Origin of the sequence: Cupriavidus sp. GA3-3 (genome assembly GCF_000389805.1) — a bacterium.
In the GTDB taxonomy this organism is placed as follows: Bacteria; Pseudomonadota; Gammaproteobacteria; order Burkholderiales; family Burkholderiaceae; genus Cupriavidus; species Cupriavidus necator_D.
In genome coordinates, this window is sequence record NZ_KB944504.1 from 79725 (window position 1) to 99718 (window position 19994).

Annotated in this window: 19 protein-coding genes, 1 pseudogene and 2 riboswitches; of the genes and pseudogenes, 8 read left to right on the top strand and 12 right to left on the bottom strand. The window is 66.5% G+C overall.

Going from position 1 to position 19994, the window contains the following annotated elements; translation table 11 throughout:
• From C265_RS28865 to C265_RS28875, 3 genes and pseudogenes are all read left to right on the top strand, one after another.
• Positions 1–1674, top strand: a pseudogene (locus C265_RS28865) (DUF802 domain-containing protein); the annotation flags it as partial.
• Complete coding sequence (locus tag C265_RS28870; protein WP_010813237.1) at positions 1671–2318, top strand: OmpA family protein; 648 nt, start codon at positions 1671–1673, stop codon at positions 2316–2318. The pseudogene C265_RS28865 and the gene C265_RS28870, both read left to right, overlap by 4 nt.
• The gene (locus C265_RS28875; RefSeq protein ID WP_037025594.1) at positions 2311–3006 is read left to right on the top strand and encodes a DUF2894 domain-containing protein; all 696 of its coding nucleotides are present in this window, start codon (positions 2311–2313) and stop codon (positions 3004–3006) included. The genes C265_RS28870 and C265_RS28875 overlap by 8 nt, the downstream gene beginning before the upstream one ends.
• Before the next feature lie 16 nt (positions 3007–3022).
• On the opposite strand, the gene C265_RS28880 is transcribed toward C265_RS28875, so the two are convergent.
• Positions 3023–4036, bottom strand: coding sequence for an NAD(P)-dependent alcohol dehydrogenase (locus tag C265_RS28880; RefSeq protein WP_010813239.1), 1014 nt, complete (start codon positions 4034–4036; stop codon positions 3023–3025).
• A gap of 92 nt (positions 4037–4128) precedes the next feature.
• On the opposite strand from C265_RS28880, the gene C265_RS28885 reads away from it, so the two are divergent.
• Entirely contained in the window at positions 4129–5049 is a 921-nt protein-coding gene (locus C265_RS28885; protein WP_010813240.1) for a LysR family transcriptional regulator, read from the top strand.
• Between the two features lie 22 nt (positions 5050–5071).
• On the opposite strand, the gene C265_RS28890 is transcribed toward C265_RS28885, so the two are convergent.
• On the bottom strand, positions 5072–5926 hold the full coding sequence (locus C265_RS28890) for an amidohydrolase (RefSeq protein WP_010813241.1): 855 nt from the start codon (positions 5924–5926) through the stop codon (positions 5072–5074).
• A gap of 119 nt (positions 5927–6045) precedes the next feature.
• Between C265_RS28890 and C265_RS28895 the strand changes: the two genes are divergently transcribed.
• The 3 genes from C265_RS28895 (at position 6046) to C265_RS28905 (ending at position 8853) form a co-directional block, all read left to right on the top strand.
• A complete protein-coding gene (locus C265_RS28895; protein WP_010813242.1) occupies positions 6046–6795 on the top strand; it encodes a GntR family transcriptional regulator in 750 nt (249 codons plus the stop codon).
• A 26-nt stretch (positions 6796–6821) separates the two neighbouring features.
• Complete coding sequence (locus C265_RS28900) at positions 6822–7802, top strand: tripartite tricarboxylate transporter substrate binding protein (RefSeq protein ID WP_010813243.1); 981 nt, start codon at positions 6822–6824, stop codon at positions 7800–7802.
• Positions 7803–7863: 61 nt separating this feature from the next.
• Complete coding sequence (locus C265_RS28905; protein WP_010813244.1) at positions 7864–8853, top strand: tripartite tricarboxylate transporter substrate binding protein; 990 nt, start codon at positions 7864–7866, stop codon at positions 8851–8853.
• Between the two features lie 25 nt (positions 8854–8878).
• On the opposite strand, the gene C265_RS28910 is transcribed toward C265_RS28905, so the two are convergent.
• From C265_RS28910 to C265_RS28920, 3 genes are read right to left on the bottom strand one after another with little or no spacing between them, the layout of a single operon-like run.
• Complete coding sequence (locus C265_RS28910) at positions 8879–9382, bottom strand: hypothetical protein (RefSeq protein ID WP_037025596.1); 504 nt, start codon at positions 9380–9382, stop codon at positions 8879–8881.
• Entirely contained in the window at positions 9379–10602 is a 1224-nt protein-coding gene (locus tag C265_RS28915) for a sialidase family protein (RefSeq protein WP_037025598.1), read from the bottom strand. The genes C265_RS28910 and C265_RS28915 overlap by 4 nt, the downstream gene beginning before the upstream one ends.
• Before the next feature lie 25 nt (positions 10603–10627).
• Complete coding sequence (locus C265_RS28920) at positions 10628–12955, bottom strand: TonB-dependent receptor (protein ID WP_052181698.1); 2328 nt, start codon at positions 12953–12955, stop codon at positions 10628–10630.
• 156 nt (positions 12956–13111) lie between these two features.
• A riboswitch (glycine riboswitch) is annotated at positions 13112–13210 on the top strand.
• A riboswitch (glycine riboswitch) is annotated at positions 13211–13329 on the top strand.
• Positions 13330–13385: 56 nt separating this feature from the next.
• Here C265_RS28920 and C265_RS28925 point away from each other — a divergent pair.
• Positions 13386–14654, top strand: a complete 1269-nt coding sequence (locus C265_RS28925) for a D-amino acid dehydrogenase (protein WP_010813248.1) — start codon at positions 13386–13388, stop codon at positions 14652–14654.
• Positions 14655–15002: 348 nt separating this feature from the next.
• On the opposite strand, the gene C265_RS31925 is transcribed toward C265_RS28925, so the two are convergent.
• The 7 genes from C265_RS31925 to C265_RS28950 form a co-directional block, all read right to left on the bottom strand.
• The gene (locus C265_RS31925; RefSeq protein ID WP_010813249.1) at positions 15003–15596 is read right to left on the bottom strand and encodes a type VI secretion system amidase effector protein Tae4; all 594 of its coding nucleotides are present in this window, start codon (positions 15594–15596) and stop codon (positions 15003–15005) included.
• A gap of 3 nt (positions 15597–15599) precedes the next feature.
• Complete coding sequence (locus C265_RS32410; RefSeq protein WP_010813250.1) at positions 15600–16166, bottom strand: PAAR domain-containing protein; 567 nt, start codon at positions 16164–16166, stop codon at positions 15600–15602.
• A gap of 9 nt (positions 16167–16175) precedes the next feature.
• Positions 16176–16592: a PAAR domain-containing protein gene (locus C265_RS28930; protein WP_234788267.1), complete on the bottom strand. Its 417-nt coding sequence runs from the start codon at positions 16590–16592 to the stop codon at positions 16176–16178.
• Between the two features lie 292 nt (positions 16593–16884).
• A complete protein-coding gene (locus tag C265_RS28935; protein WP_371258389.1) occupies positions 16885–17829 on the bottom strand; it encodes a branched-chain amino acid ABC transporter permease in 945 nt (314 codons plus the stop codon).
• A gap of 71 nt (positions 17830–17900) precedes the next feature.
• The gene (locus C265_RS28940) at positions 17901–18785 is read right to left on the bottom strand and encodes a branched-chain amino acid ABC transporter permease (RefSeq protein WP_010813253.1); all 885 of its coding nucleotides are present in this window, start codon (positions 18783–18785) and stop codon (positions 17901–17903) included.
• Positions 18786–18795: 10 nt separating this feature from the next.
• Complete coding sequence (locus C265_RS28945; protein WP_010813254.1) at positions 18796–19533, bottom strand: ABC transporter ATP-binding protein; 738 nt, start codon at positions 19531–19533, stop codon at positions 18796–18798.
• Between the two features lie 17 nt (positions 19534–19550).
• Positions 19551–19994, bottom strand: a 444-nt coding sequence (locus C265_RS28950) for an ATP-binding cassette domain-containing protein (RefSeq protein ID WP_010813255.1), incomplete at its 5' end; no start/stop codon positions are given.

Below are 19994 nucleotides of genomic sequence, written 5' to 3' on the forward strand. Positions count from 1 at the left end.
AGCGTGCGCGACATCTCGGCCCAGACCCAGGCGCATGCCAGCCAGACCCTCGCGGAAATCGACCGCCTTGTGCAAGCCGCTTCGGACGCCCCGAAGGCGGCCGTTGCGCTGCAGGCGGAACTGGCATCGCGCGACGAACAGCGCTTTGCCACCTGGGCCGATACGCTCGACAGCATGACCGCAGCGCTGCGCCAGGAGTGGGAGCAACTGAACACCCACACGGTAAGCCGCCAGGACGAGATCAGTACAACGCTGGCGCAGAGCGTGCGCGACATCTCGGCCCAGACCCAGGCGCATGCCAGCCAGACCCTCGCGGAAATCGACCGCCTGGTGCAAGCCGCGTCGGACGCGCCGAAGGCCGCCGTCGCGCTGCAGGCGGAACTGGCTGCGCGCGATGCACAGCGCTTCGCCGCCTGGACCGATACGCTCGGCACCATGACAGCCGCGTTGCGCCAGGAGTGGGAACAGCTGAACGCGCACACGGTAAGCCGCCAGGACGAGATCAGCACGACGCTGGCGCAGAGCGTGCGCGACATCTCGGCCCAGACCCAGGCGCATGCCAGCCGCACCCTCGCTGAGATCGACCGTCTGGTGCAGGCCGCAACGGATGCCCCGAAGGCGGCCGTTGCGCTGCAGGCCGAGCTGGCTGCGCGCGATGAGCAGCGCTTTGCCGGCTGGACCGATACGCTCGGCACCATCGCCGCCACGCTGCGCCAGCAGTGGGAACAGGCCAGCACGCACGCCGCCACGCGCCAGCAGGAGATCTGCGAGGCGCTGGCGCAGACCGCGCGCGCGATCTCGACCGAGACGCAGGCGCATGCCAGCACCACCCTCGCCGAAATCGACCGCCTGGTGCAAGCCGCGGCCGAGGCACCCAAGGCCGCCACCACATTGCAGGCGGAACTGGCATCGCAGGACGCGCAACGCATGGCCGCCTGGACTGACACGCTCGGCACCATGGCCGCATCGCTGCGCCAGGAATGGGAACAGGCCAGCGCGCACACCATCAGCCGCCAGCAGGAAATCTGCGAGACGCTGGCCGTCACCGCGCGCGACATGGCAGCCCAGGCGCAGGCCCAGGCCACCGGCACCATCGCCGAAGTCGCCCACCTGATGCAGGCCGCATCCGAAGCGCCCAGGGCCGCCGCGGAGGTCATCGCAGAACTGCGCGAGAAGCTCACCGACGGCATGGCGCGCGACAACGCCATGCTGGAAGAGCGCAGCCGCATGCTGGAAACGCTGGGCACGCTGCTCGATGCCGTGAGCCGCGCCTCCACTGAGCAGCGCAGCGCGGTCGACACCCTGGTCGCCACCACGGCGGACCTGCTGGACCGCGTCGGCACGCGCTTTACCGACAAGGTCGAAGCCGAAACCGGCAAGCTCACCGACATCGCCGCGCAGGTCACCGGCAGCGCGGTCGAAGTCGCGAGCCTGGGCGAGGCCTTCGGCGTGGCGGTGCAGCTGTTCAGCGAATCCAACGGCAAGCTGATCGACCACCTGCAGCGCATCGAGGCCGCGCTGGACAAGTCGATGACGCGCAGCGACGAGCAACTGGCCTACTACGTGGCGCAGGCGCGCGAAGTCGTCGACCTGAGCATGCTGTCGCAAAAGCAGATCCTTGAGGACCTGCAGCAGCGCGCCGGCCAGCAAGCGCCCAGCGCAGAGGCGGCATGAGAGAGGACCTTGACGCCGGCGTCGAGCCGACCGTACCGGCCTGGGCCGTCTTCGGCGACCTGATGTCGGTGCTGCTGGGCGCGTTCGTGCTCGTCCTGCTGGGGGTCATCGGCGTGCAGATGGAACTGTCGGCCAGGCTGGAAGCCGAGGTGAAGCAGCGGCAGGAGGAAGCACAGCGCCGCGAGACGCTGGAAAAGGCGCTGGCGGCGCCGCTGGCGGCCGGCCGCGTGACGCTGGTGAACGGCCGCATCGGCATCAGCGGCAACGTGCTGTTTGCGCTCAACTCAGACCAGCTGCAACCTGAAGGCCGCGATCTGCTGAAGAGCCTGGCGCAGCCGTTGTCGGCCTACCTGCGCAGCCGCGACGAGATCCTGATGGTGAGCGGCTTTACCGACGACCAGCAGGTGCGCGAAGGCAACCGCCGCTTTGCCGACAACTGGGAGCTGTCGGCGCAGCGCGCGCTGACCGTGACCCGCACCCTGATCGATGCCGGCATCCCGCCCACCTCGGTGTTCTCGGCCGCCTTCGGTTCGCAGCAGCCGGTGACACCGAATGCCGATGCCGAGGGCCGCGCGAAGAACCGGCGCGTCGAGATCTCGCCGGTGCCGCGTGTGACCGCGGGCACCGTGAAGCCGCATGGCTAGCCTTGACGTGGCAACCGATATCCGCGCGCAACTGGACGCCTGGCAGGCCAGCGGCGCCGATCAGGCCGATCCCGTGCGCTTCCGCCTGATGGAAGCACTGGCCCGCCGCGCCGCCGCACACAGTGGCGCGGTGCGGGGCTTGCTGGATGAGCGCCTGCGTGGCCTGGCCGCCGCGTATGCAGCCATCGTGCAGCGGCACACAGGCCAGGATAGCGATGGTGCCGATGGTGCCACGCCGTCCGCGCCAACAGCCGGCCCGACAGCCAGCGCGCTTGGCGCACTCGTGCACGACATCACCGCGCGCGCCAGGCCCGCCATCGCGATCGCCTCGAACGATGCACGATCGCCCACGCCGGTGCCGACAACCGCACCCCAGTCCGACGCGCCGCTGGTCGACGCCCTGGCCGACTACTTCCGCGAGACCTGGGCCAGGGTCAGCGTCGAGCAGCACTTCCGCCTGTCGCTGGAACGCGTGCCGGAGAATGCCGGGCCGCTCAATACCGACCATCTCGTGCATCGTTCGCTGTCCCTGATGCGCGAGACGTCGCCGGAATACCTGCGGCATTTCCTGTCCTATGTCGAGGGCATGTCCTGGCTGGAGCAGTTGGGCGCGGCGGCAGCGGCCGAAAAAGAAGCGGCGCGCGCCGCCGCGGCCAAGAAGAGCGTGCGCGGCAAGGCTCGCAAATAGCAGTCCGGCCCGCGCCTCAGCGCAGCCGCACCACCACCTTGCCGAAGGCCCCGCGTTCCAGGTGGTCGAGCGCCGCGGGCAAGTCCCCGAACCCGTACTCGCTCTCGATCACCGGGCGCAGCCCCAACCAGTCCACGGCACGCACCAGGTCCTGCAGCGCGCGCCGGTGCGACACGCCGATCCCCTGCACGGTCACGCGGCCATGCAGCACCGGATAGACGCTGGCGCGCAGCTCATCCCCCTGAAGGTTGCCGATCACCGAGATCCTGCCGCCCTGCGCCAGCGCGGCAAGCGACCGGCCGAAGTTGTCTCCGCCAGCCAGTTCCAGCACATGGTCGGCACCGCGGCCTCCGGTCAGCTCGCGCACGGCAGCCGGCCAGTCAGCGGTGCGGCCGCGATGGACGCCATGCGCCGCGCCCAGCTCCTGCACGCGCGCCAGCTTGTCGTCGCTGCCGGACACCACGATCACGCGCGCCCCCTGTGCGCGGGCGATCTGCACCGCAAACAGGGCCACGCCGCCGGTGCCGATCACCACGACGGTGTCGCCGGGCCGCGTCACCGTCGCTTCAGCCAGGGCTTGCCAGGCCGTCAGGCCGGCGCAGGTCAGCGTGCTGGCCTGCGCGGCGTCCAGCGTGCGCGGGGCCGACACCAGCGAGTCCTCTGCCAATACCACGTACTCCGACAGCATGCCGGGACCCGGCACGCCCAGCGGCATGCTGCGGTGCGGCTGCACGCCATCGAGCCAGCTGGTGAAGAAGGTGCTGATCACGGCGTCGCCAGGGGCAAAGTCGGCTACACCATCGCCACTCGCCACCACCTCGCCGCGCATGTCCGACCCGGGAACCAGCGGCGGCTGCACGGGCATGCCCATGCCGTCCTGGATGATCAGCAGGTCGCGGTAGTTCAAGGCCACGGCATGGACCCGCACCAGCACCTCGCCGGGACCGGGCACGGGAATGGGCGCTTCGACGCGACGCAGGTTGTTGCGGCCGAAAGCGGACAGTTGCCAGCGCTGCATGGAGGAAGTCATGGGGTACTCCGGTCTGTTGAAAACGGTGAACCCACTATACTGATTCCCTACCAGCGCCATTGGGCAATCGATGTCCTTCTCATGTAGATCTTATGGAACCAATTACCCATGACCGGCTGGCCGGGATCTCCGCCTTCGTTGCCGCCGCGGAGGCCGGCAGCTTTGCCCAGGCCGCGGCGCGCCTTGGGCTGACGCGCTCGGCCATCGGCAAGGCCATCGCCCGGCTTGAGGCTCGCGTCGGCACGCGCCTGTTCGTGCGCACCACGCGCAGCCTGGCGCTGACCGACGATGGTCAGGCCTTCTACGAACGCTGTGCCCAGGCGCTGGAAGACCTGGATGCCGCCCAGCACATGCTGGAAGCCGGGCGCAGGGAAGTGGCCGGCCGCGTCCGCGTGAGTGCCCCGGTAGTGTTCGGCCGCCACCATGTGGCGCCGCTGCTGCTGGAGCTGGCAGACCGTCATCCGCAATTGCGGCTGGAAGGGAATTTCACCGACCGGCTGGCCGACTTCGCCGACGACGGCATCGACCTGGCCATCCGCAGCGGGCGCCTGCCGGACAGCGACATGCTGGTGGCACGTCCGCTGGGCATGCAGGCGATGGTGCTCTGTGCCGCGCCCGGCTACCTGCGCAAGCATGGCACGCCGGCCAGCATTGCCGACCTGGCCTCGCACCGCTGCCTCGTCTACATGCATGGCGGCCAGTCCGTGCCCTGGTCACTGGCCGGGCCCGACGGCAATATCGCGCGGCCTGAGCTGGCTCACCGTCTCGGCTTTGACGATATCGACACCATCGCCGCGGCAGCCATACGAGGCGCGGGCCTGGTCAATGTCCCCTTGTGGCTGGTGCGGGAGCCGCTGGACCAGGGCACGCTGGTGCGCGTGCTGCCGCAAGCCTCGGTGATCCGGACCCCGCTGCACCTGGTGTGGCCGCGCACCCGTTTCCTGCCGCACAAGCTGAGGGTGACGATCGATTTGCTGGTGGAGGCGATTCCCGGGGTGCTGGCGCTGGATTGAAGCCGGCGGCGCAAGCCGCCCGCTATCCCTTCACCGCAAACCCGTACAACGCTGCCGCGTTCCGCCACCGGAGCGCAGCGGACAAGGCCGCGCCGGCCTCCTCGCTGTCACCGGGCGCCCCTTGTCCCGGCCATGCGGCAAGCATCCGGCACTCGTCGACCCGAGCCGGCGCCTCGTGGTTGGTCCATGGCCAGTCGCTGCCCCACAGCAAGCGGTCATCGCCCACGACTTCGCGCCATCTCTGCGCAAGCCCGTGCCAGTCCTGAGGGGATGCAAGCCGGTACGGCGCGCTGATCTTCACCCAGACCTGGCGGCGCGCGCGCACGGCAGAGGCCACGTCAAAGATCGCGTCCGCGGTTCCTGCGGGGCCGGGCCGGCCAAAGTGGTCAAGCACGACCGGCGCGCCGGTATCGCCAAGGGCCGCGTCAAGCTGTGCCAGCACCATGGCGCCATCGCCGTTGCGGGTATGGAGCTCGACATGCCAGCCGAGCCCGGCGATCCTGGAGAACAGCCCGCGCCACGGCACGGTGGCGATGCGCTGCCAGTCCGGATCGCCGTACAGGTTCAGGCGGATGCCCCGCACGCCGGCCGCGTGCAACGTAGCCAGTTCCGCATCCGTTACCTCAGGGCCGACCACCGCGACGCCGCGCAAGCGCCCGGGCATGGCCTGCAGCGCGGCCAGCAGCGCCGCATTGTCGGTGCCGAGAAAGCTGGTCTGCACCACCACCCCATACATGTCCCCCAATCCGGCAAGCCGGGCGTGCCAGTCCTTCAGGTCAGCGGCATAGGGCGGCCGGTAGCGGGCCGATGGCACGGCCGCTCCGGCATCGAAGACGTGGAAGTGGGTATCCACCAGCGGCAAAGCGCGCTTGCTCATCAGTCAGCCCCTCCGTGGCGCGGCTCAGTGGCGCGGGTATATCCGGATATGGCATCCGTATCCGCGTCAGTATTCTAGTCCTCTAGATGACATCGACATCAATTTAGCACGGGTTCGGCATGCCAGACAACGCGCTGCTCCAGACTACAACCACCGCCGCTGGCCTGAGCCGCTACGGCCAGATCGCGGCGGAACTGCAGGCAAATATTGTTTCGGGCGCGTGGACGCCCGGCAGCGCCATCCCTGCGGAAGGCGCGCTGGCCAGGGAGTTCGGCATTGCGCTGGGCACCATCCGGCAGGCCATCGCCGTGCTGGTCCAGCAGGGCCTGCTGGAGCGCGTGCAGGGCAAGGGCACCTTTGTGCGCAAGGGACTGAGCGGGGCCAGCCTGATGCGGTTTTTCCGCTTCGGCGGCGTCGATGGCGCGCCGGCGGTGCCGCGCTCGGAAATCCTGTCGTGCCGCGCCGTGCGCCTGGACAAGGCCATGGCAACCCGCTTCGGGCTGCCGACCGGCGCGCGCGGGCTGGCGATCTCGCGCCGCCGCTGGCTGGAGGACACGCCCCGGCTGCTGGAATCGATCTGGCTGCCGCTGCCGCGCTGCGAAGCCCTGCAGCAACTCCCGCCGGCGCAATGGGGCGACCTGCTCTACCCGCTGCTGGGCAGCGCCTGCGGCATCACGGTCCATCGCGCCGTTGACGAAGTGACCTTCCGCACGCTGGCAGCAGACGAGGCCGCCTTGCTGGACCTGCCGGATGCGCATCCGTGCGCGGTCGTGACCCGGCATGCCTTCGACCTGGGCGGCAACTGCATCGAATACCGGCTGACGCGGGGCGACGCCTTTGCCTTTCGCTATACCGCGGACGTCCGCTGACGGACCGCACCCGAGGAGACAGACCCATGCACGCACGCCACGCGATCGCCGCCACGGTCGCTGCCATGATCGCCACCACCACGCTGGCGCAGGCCGCCGACACCGCCGCGGCCTGGCCGGCACGGCCCATCACGATCGTGGTGACATATCCGCCGGGCGGCGGCGCGGACCTGATGGCACGGCTGATCGCGCCGGGCCTCGGGCGCGAGCTGGGCCAGACCGTCGTCGTCGAGAACCGCCCGGGTGCCGGCGGGCAGATCGGTGCCGCCTATGTCGCCAAGGCGGCACCGGACGGCTACACGATGATGGTCGATGCCTCCTCTTATGCGGTGAATCCCAGCCTCTATCCGCGCCTGCCCTACGATCCGGACAAGGCCTTCCGGCCGGTCGGCGTGCTGGCGCGCTATCCCAACGTGCTGGTGGCCACGGCGGGCTTCCCCGCCAGCAAGGTCAGCGACGTCCTGGCCATGGCCAGGCAAAAGCCAGGCTCGGTCGCCTTTGCGTCCTCGGGCAATGGCTCGGCGCAGCATCTGGCCGGCGTGCTGTTCGAGCAGCGCGCGGGGGTCGATCTACTGCATGTGCCCTACAAGGGCGGCGGCCCCGCCATGACCGATGTCATCGCCGGCCAGGTGCCGCTGTTCTTTGCCAACGTCGCTTCGAGCCTGCAGCACATCAAGGCCGGCAAGCTGAAGCCGCTGGCGGTGACCAGCCATGCCCGCACCCAGGCATTGCCGTCCGTGCCCACCATGCAGGAAGCCGGCGTGGCGAGCTACGAGGTCTATGAATGGAACGCGGCCTTCCTGCCCGCCGCAACGCCGGACCCGATCGCAGCGAAGCTCGCCGACGCCCTGCGGAAAGTCATGACCAGCCCCGAGATCCGGCAACGCGTGGCCGAGCTGGGCGGCGAGGTCGTGGCTGCGCCGCCAGCACAGGCACGGCAATTCATCGACGGGCAGGCCCGGCTATGGGCCAAGGTCATCCGGGACGGCAACATCAAGCCCGAATAGCACCAATTGGCACCGACTCTGCCCCACCACGGCCCAGCTACAGAACTTTGAGGAGAAATACATGACCCCGATAAATCCCCTTCGCCGCCATCTGCTCAAGACCACCGCCGCGCTGGGCGCGTGCGCGCTGGCACCAACACTGGCCCGCGCACAGGCCTGGCCGGCCAAGCCGATCCGGCTGGTGGTGCCGTTCGCGCCGGGCGGCAGCTCGGAGATCGTGGCGCGCTCCACCGCGGCGGAGCTGACCAAGCTGCTAGGCGTGTCAGTCTTCGTCGAGAACAAGCCCGGCGCGGCCGGCAATATCGCGATGGCCGAAGTCGCGCGCGCCGATGACAACCACACGCTGATCCTCGGCCATATCGGCACGCTGGCGGTCAATCCGTTTATCTTCCCGAAGCTGCCCTACGACCCCGTCAAGGACTTCCGCGCGATCTCGCTGCTGTCCAAGGTGCCGAGCCTGTACGTGGTCCACCCCGACGTGCCCGCGAAGAACCTGAAGGAGTTCGTGGCGCTGGCCAAGAGCAAGCCTGGCAAGCTGAACTACGGTTCGGCCGGCAACGGCAGCGCCGGCCACCTGGCCTTTGAATACCTGAAAGCCGCGAGCGGCACCTTCATCACCCATGTGCCGTATCGCGGCAGCGGCCCGCAGATCACTGACCTGCTGTCCGGAAGGCTGGACGCGGCCGCGGTCGGCGCGCCGGCGATCATCCAGTTCATCAAGGCCGGCAAGGTGCGCTGCATCGCCACCGGCACGACCCAGCGCATTGCCCAGCTGCCTGACGTGCCAACGGTTGCGGAACAAGGCTATCCCGGCTTCGAGATGACGCAGTGGTATGGCCTGCTGGCACCGGCATCTCTGCCCCAGGCGGCCGCCGACAAGCTGGCGGACGCCACCGTGAAAGCAGTGAAGAGCAAGTCGTCGGTCGAGCGCCTGAGCGCGGATGCGGCGATTGTGGTGGGCGACACGCCGGCGGAGTTCTCGCGCTTTATCGCGCAGGAGCAGCAGCGCTGGAAGCCCATCATTGCGCGCGCTGGGATCAAGCCGGATTGAGCGGACAGCCGCTCCCGGCACAGCCTCAGCCGGCGATGCCAGCCCAGCGCAGGTGCTTGCCCCAGTCGGCGTCGCTGATCACGCCGGACACGCCCTGCCGCTGGCCATCGGCGCGATAGAAGTAGGTGCGCGGCATCTCGCCCATCCAGTCCGGATCGACCGCATAGCGCAGCCGCTCCTGCGGCTCGTGCCCGAACACCCACGCGTTGCGCGTGAGCCTGACGCGCTGGAGCAGTTGCTGCACCTGTGGCAGCGCGTCGGGGTTGTCCGTCGCCAGCGTGACGACGCGCAGGTTTGGATGCTGCGCGCGCAGCTTGCCGATGGTGTCGAAGTTGCGCTTGCAATAGACGCAGTCGAGCGACCACACCACCAGCACAAAGGGCTTGCCCTGCTGGCTGGCTGCGAGCTGGGCGGCGCTGGCCGATGCGAACACGGCAACGCGCTCGGCCGGTTGACTGCCGGCATTGGCGGCAGTCATCGCCAGGGTCAGGACTGCAGCGGCGAGCAGCTTGCGGCGGGATGGCATCATGCGCCCTCCTTGCCCAGCGGGAACACCTGGAAGCCCTCGGCCTCGGTACGCCACAGCACGTAGGCGCGGCCGGCGTGCTGCAGCAGGTGCGGCTGGTCCGAGTCGCGCTCCGTGCCGGCCAGCTTGCGCGTCTGCCAGGTCTTGCCGCCATCGTGCGACAGCATGGCGGACAGCCGTGTCTGCCGGCCGTCGAACGATTTCCAGGCCACCGCGATCTCGTTGTCGTTCAGCGCGACGATGTCGGCATGCTGCGCACGCGGATCATCCAGCGGGCGCTGTGCCTGCAGCTTGCCGTCCTTCCAGCGCCCCACCGAGACCGTGGGCTTGCCTTCGCGCACGTTGAACCAGATCATGTGCACCGTGCCATCGGGCGCCACCGAAGCGCCGGGGCCGTGGTGCGGACAGGCATCGATGCGCCAGTCGTCGAAGGTGGCGCGCTGCACCGGCGTGGCCTTGCCGTCGGTGCCCAGCAGCGCCAGCGCGTGGTCGCGCGCGTTGGGCGGGAATACATGGCGCCACAGCGCCAGCATCTTGCCGTCGGGCGTGGGCGACAGCGCGATGCGGCAGCATTCGCACGATTGGTCGGCGACCTTGTAGTCGCCCTGGAAGGTCTTGCCGTGATCGGCCGAGACCGCGTAGTAGACCGCGGCGCCGGCGTACGGCTGCTTGCGCGCCTCGGCGGCAACCACGTCGCGCTTGTCGATCCAGCTGACGAAGACGCGCCCGGCATTGTCCACCGCGATGGCGTCGAAGCGGTGGGCGATCTGGTCGCGGTTGGCATGCACCGTCAGCGGTTCGGCGAAGGACTTGCCGCCATCGGTGGAGCGCGCAAAGCGGATAAAGCCGGTCCACGGCTTGGGCAGCGGCTGGGTCCAGGTGACGAAGATATCGCCGTCGCGCCCGGTGGCGACCTTGGGCCGGCTTTCGTGATCGGCGGCGACCTGCTCCGGCACGCTGTTGACATGCTGCGCCGGCCCGAAGCTGCGGCCGTAGTCGGTCGATGCACGTACCGCGACGTAAGGGCCGTCCTTGTAGGCGACCCATAGCTTGCCGTTTCGATCGAACGCGGCGCCGGTGCCCAGCTCGCTCATCTTCGCGGCCTTGGCCTGCGCGCCGTGGCCGCTGTGATCGCCGTGCGTTTGCGCGGTCGCGGCCAGCGCGGCACCGGCCATCATCAGCCCGGCAACGATCAAGCGGAAACCGGGGCGAACGCCTTGCATGGTTGTGGTCAGCCTGTTCACGTGCTCAGAAGGAGAGTTTCGCCTCGGCGTAGAACGTCCGGCCCGGATACGGGTGATAGACGTAGTAGCGCTGGTCGGTAAGGTTGTCGATGCCAAGCCCGAGGCGCACGTTCTTCGCGGGCCGGTACGTCAGCTTGACGTCAAAGGTCAGGAAGCTGCTGGTGCCGCCGAAGGTGTCGGGGTTGACGTCGGAATTGTCGAGCGTATTGTACTGCCGCCCCGAATAGGTCATGGCCAGCGTGCCGGCCCAGGCCGGCGTGATGCGATAGGTGCCCATCAGGTTGGCCCGCCACCTGGGGATGCGGTAGAAGTACTTGCCCACCGAGGCCGGGTTGATGGCGTTCTCAAGCGTCTTCGAATGGTTGTAGGCCCCGCTGGCCGACAGGTCGAAGCCGCTGACGAACACATCGCGCGCGTCATAGGCCAGCTCGATGCCGCGGGTGCGCACGCGGTCGACGTTCTGAAAGCTGGTGACAGTCGGGAATACCGTGGTGTTGGTCTGGCTGACCAGGGCATCGCGGATATCGTCCTCATACACCGAGACCCGGAAGTACGACGAATCCAACGTGCGCTCGAAGGTCAGGTCCTTCGAGAACGATCGCTCGGGCTGCAGGTTGGGATCGTTGTTGATCAACGCGGTCCCGGTGATGCGGCCCTGGAACAGCTCGCTGACAGTCGGGTAGCGATAGGCCTGGCCAAGCGACAGCCGGCCCAGCCAGTCCTGCCCGAATGCCTTCTCCAGCGCCAGCTTGGGCGACCAGTTGGATTCGCTGCGCACCGGGTAGCCGATATCCACGCCGGGCTGGCTGCGGCTGCCGTCATAGGCGCGCCAGTGTTCGTAGCGCACGCCGGGGATCAGCTTCCAGTCCTCGGCAAAGTACCAGGCGTCTTGCGCATACAGCGCCTGGGTCTCGGTCTTGCCGGCAAAGGCGTTGCTGAAGGCGCTGATGGTGGTCGCCTGCCAGTCCGAGGTGTTGTAGGTGGTGTTGCTCAGCCGGTAATTGTCATAGTGGTAGCCGAACGTGACCCAGTGCCCGCCCTGCAGCTGCCGCGGGCGGTAGTCGGCCTTCAGGTCGAGCGTGCGCCAGCCGGTGCCGTCGCCATAGGTCACCGTGCCCGGCCCGCTGCCGACGGTGTTGGCGCTGCGGCTGATGTCCTTGCTGACATCGAACAGCGACGCCACGCCCGAGAAATTCCAGCCGGTCTCGTTGCGCGTACGCAGCGACAGGCCATAGAGCCAGCGCGCGTCCTCGCCATTGCTCGGGGCAAAGGCGTTGGCGGGAATCACATAGCGATAACCGCCGATATTCACGGGACCGCTCGACACAACATTGCCATCGGCATCGCGCAGGTAGCTGCCGGTGGCACTGGAGCGGTCCTGCTGCCAGTAGGCCGCGGTGAACTGCGCCTGCAGGGTATTGGTGATGTCGTAGCCGAGCTTGAGCTTGAGCTGGTCCTGCACGGTATGCGTGACGCCCTCGCTGTTCACGCCCATCACCACGCGCTCGCGGCCGGTCTGGTCCTGGTCGAAGTGCGCGCCGGTGACCGGCTTGTCGGCGGAAGTGGCACGGGCCGTGGAGCGCGCCGCGGTATAGAAACTCAGCGGCTGGCTCTTGCTGTCCTGCCGGTCCACGCTGACCAGCCACGAGAACGGGCCGACGCGGTCGCCCACATAGGCGTTGGCGTGGACCCCATTGAAGTTGTCGTGCGTGCCATACAGGCTGAAGCGCTGCGTGAACAGCTGCACGCTGGCATCGCCCTCGAACTTCTCCGGCGTGCGCGTGGTGATCAGCACCGTCGCGCCCAGCGAGTTGCCGGGATACAGCGCCGAATACGGGCCGTACAGCACATCCATGCGCTCGATCTCGGCGCTGTTGACCAGCGACCAGCGCGGCGGGAAGCTGAAGTCCGATCCCAGCAGGTTGGACAGCAGCAGGCCGTCCGCATAGACCAGCCCCCGCGCCGACTGGCGCGAACTGGTGCTGCGCACCGAGATGATCGAATTCATATCGCCGATGAAGCGCTTGCGTACGGCGAGGTTGGGCGCGTACTTGAGGGCGTCTTCCGTGTTCACCACATTGAAGTCGGCCATGCGGCGGCGGCTGATGCCGTAGGACGGCGAGGGCGTGTTGGGCGGTATGGCCGGCGTCTCGGCGCGCTCCGACTTGGCCGAGACCACCACCTCCTGCAGCGGCTCGGGCGCGTCCACCACCTGGGCGGCGGCGACGGCGGGGCCCATCAGCACCGCCGAAACGGCCAGTGCAATGCGATTCTTCTTCACTGGAAAACCTTGTTGTCGTCTTTTTCGACTCACTCCACCTGAGCGCAGCATACGGCGCCTCTCCCCGAGAGCGAGCGCTGACATTTTATGGGGCACGGGGGCGCAGGCCGATGCGACATAGCGACGCGGGCGGCAGGCTGCCTAAGCGTTAACCCGCATATCCAACGTCGAGCCTTGTCACTACATTGCCCGGATTGGCGTCAAGCCAATGTGATGCAGGGAGAGACTGTCGCGGCGCCCGCCGCGGACAGCGCCGAAGGAGCAACCGCCCCGGAAACTCTCAGGCAAAAGGACCGGCATCACCAGTCAGTGCACTCTGAAGAATGCCGGACGCTATCGTCCGCCGGCATACCGAAGGAGCAAGCGCGCCCCGCCCTCGCGGCCGGGTGGCGTGAATCTCTCAGGTCCAGAACAGAGGGGGCGTCCGCCACGCATATTGCGTCCGGGCTCCCACCATCGACGTTCCTGGAACCTGCAGATCATGAAATCAATCGCTGTCATCGGCGGTGGCATCACGGGTGTCACCACGGCCTACGCGCTGGCCCGGCGCGGATTCTCCGTCACGCTGTTCGAACGGCACCGCTATGCCGCCATGGAGACCTCGTTCGCCAACGGCGGCCAGTTGTCGGCCTCCAACGCCGAGGTCTGGACCCACTGGTCGACCCTCGTCAAGGGCATGAAATGGATGCTGCGCAACGACGCCCCGTTGTTGGTCAATCCCCGGCCCAGCTGGCACAAGCTGTCCTGGTTCGCCGAGTTCATCGCCGCGATCCCCCACTACCGCCGCAACACCATCGAGACCGCGCGCCTGGCCATCGCGGCGCGTGAGCACCTGTTCGCCTGGGCGGCGCAGGAAGGCATCGATTTCGACCTGAAGAAGGAAGGCATCCTCCATATCTACCGCGACAAGACCGGCTTCGAGCATGCCGGCCGGGTCTCGGCACTGCTGGCGCAGGGCGGGCTGGAACGGCGCGCCGTGACGCCCGAGGAGATGCGCGCGATCGAGCCGACGCTGGCCGGCTCGTACTACGGCGGCTACTTCACCGAGAGCGATTCCACCGGCGACATCCACAAGTTCACCAGCGGCCTGGCCGCAGCCATCGATCGGCTGGGCGTGCGCTGCCTGTACGGCCAGGACGTGCGGGCGGTGAAGACCGACGGCAGGCGCGCCACCGTGACCGTGCAGGACGGAGCCGACACGGCCACCTCCACCTTCGACGGCGCCGTGATCTGCGCCGGCACCGCCAGCCGCGCACTGGCCGCGGGGCTGGGCGACCGCGTCAACATCTATCCGGTCAAGGGCTATTCAATCACGGTCAACCTGACCGATGAGGCCAGCCGCGCCGCCGCACCGGTGGTCAGCCTGCTCGACGACGAAACCAAGCTGGTCACCAGCCGCCTGGGCGACGACCGCTTCCGCGTGGCCGGCACCGCCGAGTTCAACGGCTACAACCGCGATATCCGCGCCGACCGCATCCGCCCGCTGGTGGAATGGGTGCAGCAGTGCTTCCCCGGCGTCAGCACGCGCAGCGTGGTGCCTTGGGCCGGGCTGCGGCCGATGATGCCGGATATGCTGCCGCGCGTGGGGCGCGGGCGTGCGGCATGCATCTTCTACAACACCGGGCATGGGCACCTGGGGTGGACTTTGTCGGCGGTGACGGCGGATATGGTGGCAGGGGTTGTCGACCAGCATCTCGGCGCGAGGGTGGCAGTCGCGGCGGGTGCGCCGATGGCATTGGCCAAGGCTTGAGTTCGCGGGTGTTTTCTCCCCTCTCCCATTTGTAAGATAGGGCCACCGTGCTCGAACAGCGCCGCGCCATGATGGAATCATGGCGCGGCGCATGTATACGCTTGAAAAATAGTGGATTTGTGCCCTATTTTCGCCCGGATGAATACCCAAGCCATCCACCAATTAATGAGGCTGCGACCATAGACACGAACCAGCCAACAAAGAACAGATTCGCTGCATGCTGATTCGTGTCGAACAAACTTCCTGTCCCGCGCAAAACTACAACGCCGAAGAGATATAACCCGCCCCAAGCAGCAAGCGTAGCCAGGACAGCACCAGTCATAGCGCCGATGACTGCTCTCAGTATCTTCATTTTACGGGGAAGAAAAGAATTGTTTTCGAGTTGCGAAAATCTGACCAAATACCCGGAACCACAATATTCAAACTTACTCTTAGACCAGTACCAAAGCCTGTGAGCTTTTCTCCATTCCATAAATCGATATGGCCTCCGCTAGCATTCCCTGCCACCTCTCCGTCACGCGTCCAATAGCCATCGAACATTATTATTCCGGTTCGCCCCTTTACCTTGCCCACCCAGTCCCGCCCTGTAATATTCTCCGCCTTCCCTAGTCCGGCAAAAGGTTGCAACTTCAACCATTCCCCGAGTTCGTTTGCTCGCGTGGCAGTGACCTTCCCGTCTGCGGGAAGAATAATACGCCCGATACTCGGCTGCCCCGACAGCGGCTTCACAAGCTTCGATGGAAAGGACTTCATCTCGATGCCGACTCGATGAAGAGTAACACTCATACGGATCGCGCACTGATCGGAATAGGCCGGATTGTCGTATGGATTACCCGACGGATAATTTTCCCAGAGTTCCTGAAACGTTACCACCTTAAGCTGCACTTCCTTAATGGAGTTCGGTGTCGCGTTTGTTGTCACGATCGTTTTCTTATTGGGCATACCTCATACCTCTATCTGTTTTGCTAGAGCGTCATCGCCCCAATAAATTGCGTACTCGTTGAGGTTCTTTGTATATATGCGAGGTAACTTGCGGCTTTCGTCTATACACCCGGAGAATGCCCGCCCGTCGGGCGTCGCGATGAAGTAGGGGTAGCCTTCCAAGGGTGTATTACCCGCTCGGACTCGGACTTGCTCGTCGTAGTCACCTGTCGCGGGCGAAGTCAGGTTCGAAGAGGCCAAGGACGCGGACGATGGCGGCGGCGGCGCATTGCGGCCTCCCCGGTTCACCTCAATAATGAAATCCATCCGCGAGTGGATGACAACCGGGTGAGTCGGGCACTTGCAATTGACTCGCGCACCAGTCACCAACATCTGTTTGCCATCTACATCGACGGCCGGATAACAGTCATTCATCACCGGCCCGCCCACCTTGCAGGCGGGGCAGGTTGCATGGTCGCCTTCGACACCGACTATCAGGTCATGATGGAATATGCTGCGGCCCGTGGCGAAGAGTATGCCGCCCGAGCTTGTCTTGTCTCCGTTCCGGAGTGCGTAGCGAATATCCGGCATGACGGCCTCTTAGGCGCGCACGGAATAGTAGGCGGGATCGAGCAGGCCAAGGATAGACTTGTCTGCCGATTCGTGGAATTCCAGCGCCGTCACGGGACTGAACACAATGGTGTCCCCATTGCTCAGGGGGCTGCCGATGAGGGCCACCGGCACGCCTGCTGACTCGCACGCCTTGCCTGCGCCCGCCATAATCACCGCCGTACTGCCATCCTGGTAGGTCGCCACGTCGCCAACCCGGACGATGGGACGGCCATCGTAGCTTTGATTGCCGGAACCCTTCACGACTTCACCGCCGTTGGCGGTCTTCGCACCTTCGAATGCTGCAACGTAAATCTTCTTGGTTTTCCTGTCTTGCATCATTGATCCTCGGTTGGAAACGGCTGGTTTGCCGAATACCATTGAGCCGAAATCGGCAGTGGGGATCAATCAGACATGGCCTAAATTTGGGGATGATTTTTCAAAGGCTTTGCATGACGGCCGGGCGGTTTGAAGCCTATTGTTCGCGGGACGACCGCGACCGGCCTCCTGGCTGTGGGGCGCTCGGTGCGGCAGCCGCACGCTCGGCCTGCGCCCGCACTACCAGCTCCCCGATCGCCTGCGCGAGCCGCGTGTGGGCTCCCAGCCCCATCTTGTAGGCCGCATTGCGTGAGGGATACCCTCTCCCCGGCCCCTCTCCCGCAAGCGCGAGAGAGGAGAAACTCCTTGGACGGCTTTCACCTCATCCGGGTCCGCGCCCCAAACTCCCCACAATCCCCTTGCGGAAGGTCAGCACACATACGATGAAGATGATGCCCGTCACCATCGACACCGATTCACCGAGCCCGTTGAACCAGTCGATGTCCGTCACCGCCGCAAGGTAGCTGCCCAGTTCGCCCAGCTTGTTCTCCAGCGCGATCACAACAAACGCGCCGACGATCGGGCCGGTGAGTGTGCCGAGCCCCCCCAGCAGGGTCATCAGGATCACCATGCCGGACATCGACCAGTGCACGTCGGTCAGCGTCTCGAAGCCCAGCACCAGCGCCTTGATCGAGCCGGCCAGCCCCGACAGCGCCGCCGACAGCACGAAGGCCGTGAGCTTGAAGCGGTCGACGTCATAGCCCAGCGACACCGCGCGCGGCTCGTTCTCCTTGATCGCCTTCAGGATCTGGCCGAACGGCGAATGCACCGTGCGCACCATCAGCGCAAAGGCGGCCACGATGATCGCCAGCGCCACGTAGTACAGCGTCAGATCGTCCGACAGCGGCAGCACCCCGAACAGCTTGCCGCGCGGGATGCCCTGCAGGCCGTCCTCGCCGCCGGTGAACGGCGCCTGCAGGCAGATAAAGAACAGCATCTGCGCCAGCGCCAGCGTGATCATCGAGAAGTAGATGCCCTGTCGGCGGATGGCCAGCGAGCCCACCACGTAGCCGATCAGAGCGCCCGCACCGGTACCCAGGATCAGGCCGATTTCCGGGGTCACGCCCCAGACCTTCATGGCATGGCCGGCGGCGTAGCCAGCGCCGCCGAAGAAGGCCGCATGGCCGAACGACAGCAGCCCGGTATAGCCGATCAGCAGGTTGAAGGCACACGCAAACAGCGCAAAGCACATCACCTTGAGCACGAACACCGGATACGCACCGGCCAGCGGCGCGGCCAGCAGGCACGCCAGCACCACGCCGTACATCACCTGCTTTGGCAGGCGCCCCGCCGCCTGCTGCTGCCGCATGCCGATTGCGGCGATAGATTGTCCGCTCATCACTTCTCCTTTCCGAACAGCCCTGCCGGGCGCAACAACAGCACCACCACCATGATGACGAAGACAACAGTGGAAGATGCTTCCGGGTACAACACCTTGGCCAGCCCCTCGATCACGCCCAGCCCCAGGCCGGTCAGGATCGCGCCCATGATCGAGCCCATGCCGCCGATCACCACCACCGCGAACACGACGATGATCAGGTTCTGCCCCATCAGCGGCGATACCTGCATGACGGGCGCCGCCAGCACCCCGGCAAACGCGGCCAGCGCCACGCCGAAGCCATAGGTCAGCGTCACCATCCGCGGCACGTTGACGCCGAACGCCTCGACCACCTTGGCGTTCTCGGTGCCGGCGCGCAGGTAGGCGCCCAGCCTGGTCTTCTCGATCACGTACCACGTCGACAGGCAGACCGCCAGCGATGCCCCGACCACCCACACGCGGTAGTTGGGCAAGCGCATGAAGCCGAGGTCGGAGGCGCCCTGCAGCGCCTCGGGCGGTGCATAGGGCAGCCCGGACACGCCATAGACCGAGCGGAAGATGCCTTCGATCACCAGCGTGATGCCTAGCGTCAGCAGCAGGCCGTAGATATGGTCGAGCTTGTAGATCCAGCGCAGCATGGTCTTCTCGATCCCCACGCCCAGCGCGGCAACCGCCAGCGGCGACAACAGCAGCATCACCCAGTAGCTGAGGCCGGCATAGGCCATGCCGGCCCACGCCAGCACCGCACCCAGCATGAAGAGCGCGCCGTGCGCAAAGTTGATGACATTCAGCAGCCCGAAGATGACCGCCAGCCCCAGGCTCAGCATGGCGTAGAAGGCGCCGTTGACGAGCCCGAGCAACAACTGCGACAGCAGCGCCGGGAGCGGGATTTCAAACAGATTCATGAGTCGCTCCTTATACGCCCAGCAGTTCATGCAGCACCGGCATCCTGGCCTGCAGCTCACTGGCCGCGAAGCGCTCGACGATGCTGCCGTGCTCCATCACGTAGAAGCGGTCAGCCAGCGGCGCGGCAAAGCGGAAGTTCTGCTCCACCATCACCACCGTGTACCCCTTCTGCTTGAGCATCAGGATCATGCGCGCAAGCGCCTGCACGATCACCGGTGCCAACCCTTCCGAGATTTCATCGAGCAGCAGCAGGTTGGCGCCGGTGCGCAGGATGCGCCCGACCGCCAGCATCTGCTGCTCGCCGCCGGAAAGACGCGTGCCCTGGCTCTGGCGGCGCTCCTTCAGGTTCGGGAACATCTCGTAGAGTTCGGTCTCGCTCATGCCCTTGCTGGTGTCGGCGCCCTTCAGCACCGGCGGCAGCATCAGGTTCTCTTCGCATGAGAGGCTGGAGAAGATGGCGCGCTCTTCGGGGCAATAGCCGATGCCGTAGTGCGCGATCTTGTGCGTCGGCAGGCTGATGGTCTCGTGGCCGTCGACCTTGATCGAGCCCTTGCGCGCCCCGGTCAGGCCCATGATCGCGCGCAGCGTGGTGGTGCGTCCGGCGCCGTTGCGGCCCAGCAGCGTGACCACTTCGCCGCGGTTCACGGTCAGGTTCACGCCGTGCAGGATGTGCGATTCGCCGTACCAGGCGTGCAGGTCCTTGAGCTCGAGCGCGGGTGTATTGGCGCGTGTGTTCAATGAGGTCATCTCGTTGGTCTCCCGGCTCAGTGCGCGCCCTGCAGTTCCGCGTCGGCGGTGCCCATGTAGGCCTCCATCACGCGCGGGTCCCTGGACACTTCCGCATACGGGCCTTCGGCCAGGATCGCGCCACGCTGCAGCACGGTGATCTTGTCAGCGATCGACGAGACCACGCTCATGTTGTGTTCCACCATCAGGATGGTGCGGCCCGCCGAGACCTTCCTGATCAGCTGCGTGACGCGGTCCACGTCTTCGTGGCCCATGCCCTGCGTGGGCTCGTCGAGCAGCATCAGCTCGGGCTCCATCGCCAGCGTGGTGGCGATCTCCAGCGCGCGCTTGCGGCCGTACGGCAGGTTCACCGTCAGCGTCTGCGCGAACTCGGTCAGGCCGACCTGCTCTAGCAGCTCCATGGCGCGGTCGTTGAGCACATCGAGCGAGCGCTCGCTGCGCCAGAACTGGTACGCCGTGCC

Coding starts and splice junctions, on each gene's coding strand:
- C265_RS28915 (WP_037025598.1), bottom strand. CDS start 10,602: ATGCAAGGCGTTCGCCCCGGTTTCCGCTTGATCGTTGCCGGGCTGATG.
- C265_RS28905 (WP_010813244.1), top strand. CDS start 7,864: ATGACCCCGATAAATCCCCTTCGCCGCCATCTGCTCAAGACCACCGCC.
- C265_RS28895 (WP_010813242.1), top strand. CDS start 6,046: ATGCCAGACAACGCGCTGCTCCAGACTACAACCACCGCCGCTGGCCTG.
- C265_RS28870 (WP_010813237.1), top strand. CDS start 1,671: ATGAGAGAGGACCTTGACGCCGGCGTCGAGCCGACCGTACCGGCCTGG.
- C265_RS28945 (WP_010813254.1), bottom strand. CDS start 19,533: ATGACCTCATTGAACACACGCGCCAATACACCCGCGCTCGAGCTCAAG.
- C265_RS28920 (WP_052181698.1), bottom strand. CDS start 12,955: ATGCTGCGCTCAGGTGGAGTGAGTCGAAAAAGACGACAACAAGGTTTT.
- C265_RS31925 (WP_010813249.1), bottom strand. CDS start 15,596: ATGCCCAATAAGAAAACGATCGTGACAACAAACGCGACACCGAACTCC.
- C265_RS28935 (WP_371258389.1), bottom strand. CDS start 17,829: ATGTACGGCGTGGTGCTGGCGTGCCTGCTGGCCGCGCCGCTGGCCGGT.
- C265_RS28900 (WP_010813243.1), top strand. CDS start 6,822: ATGCACGCACGCCACGCGATCGCCGCCACGGTCGCTGCCATGATCGCC.
- C265_RS28880 (WP_010813239.1), bottom strand. CDS start 4,036: ATGACTTCCTCCATGCAGCGCTGGCAACTGTCCGCTTTCGGCCGCAAC.
- C265_RS28885 (WP_010813240.1), top strand. CDS start 4,129: ATGGAACCAATTACCCATGACCGGCTGGCCGGGATCTCCGCCTTCGTT.
- C265_RS32410 (WP_010813250.1), bottom strand. CDS start 16,166: ATGCCGGATATTCGCTACGCACTCCGGAACGGAGACAAGACAAGCTCG.
- C265_RS28910 (WP_037025596.1), bottom strand. CDS start 9,382: ATGATGCCATCCCGCCGCAAGCTGCTCGCCGCTGCAGTCCTGACCCTG.
- C265_RS28925 (WP_010813248.1), top strand. CDS start 13,386: ATGAAATCAATCGCTGTCATCGGCGGTGGCATCACGGGTGTCACCACG.
- C265_RS28940 (WP_010813253.1), bottom strand. CDS start 18,785: ATGAATCTGTTTGAAATCCCGCTCCCGGCGCTGCTGTCGCAGTTGTTG.
- C265_RS28875 (WP_037025594.1), top strand. CDS start 2,311: ATGGCTAGCCTTGACGTGGCAACCGATATCCGCGCGCAACTGGACGCC.
- C265_RS28890 (WP_010813241.1), bottom strand. CDS start 5,926: ATGAGCAAGCGCGCTTTGCCGCTGGTGGATACCCACTTCCACGTCTTC.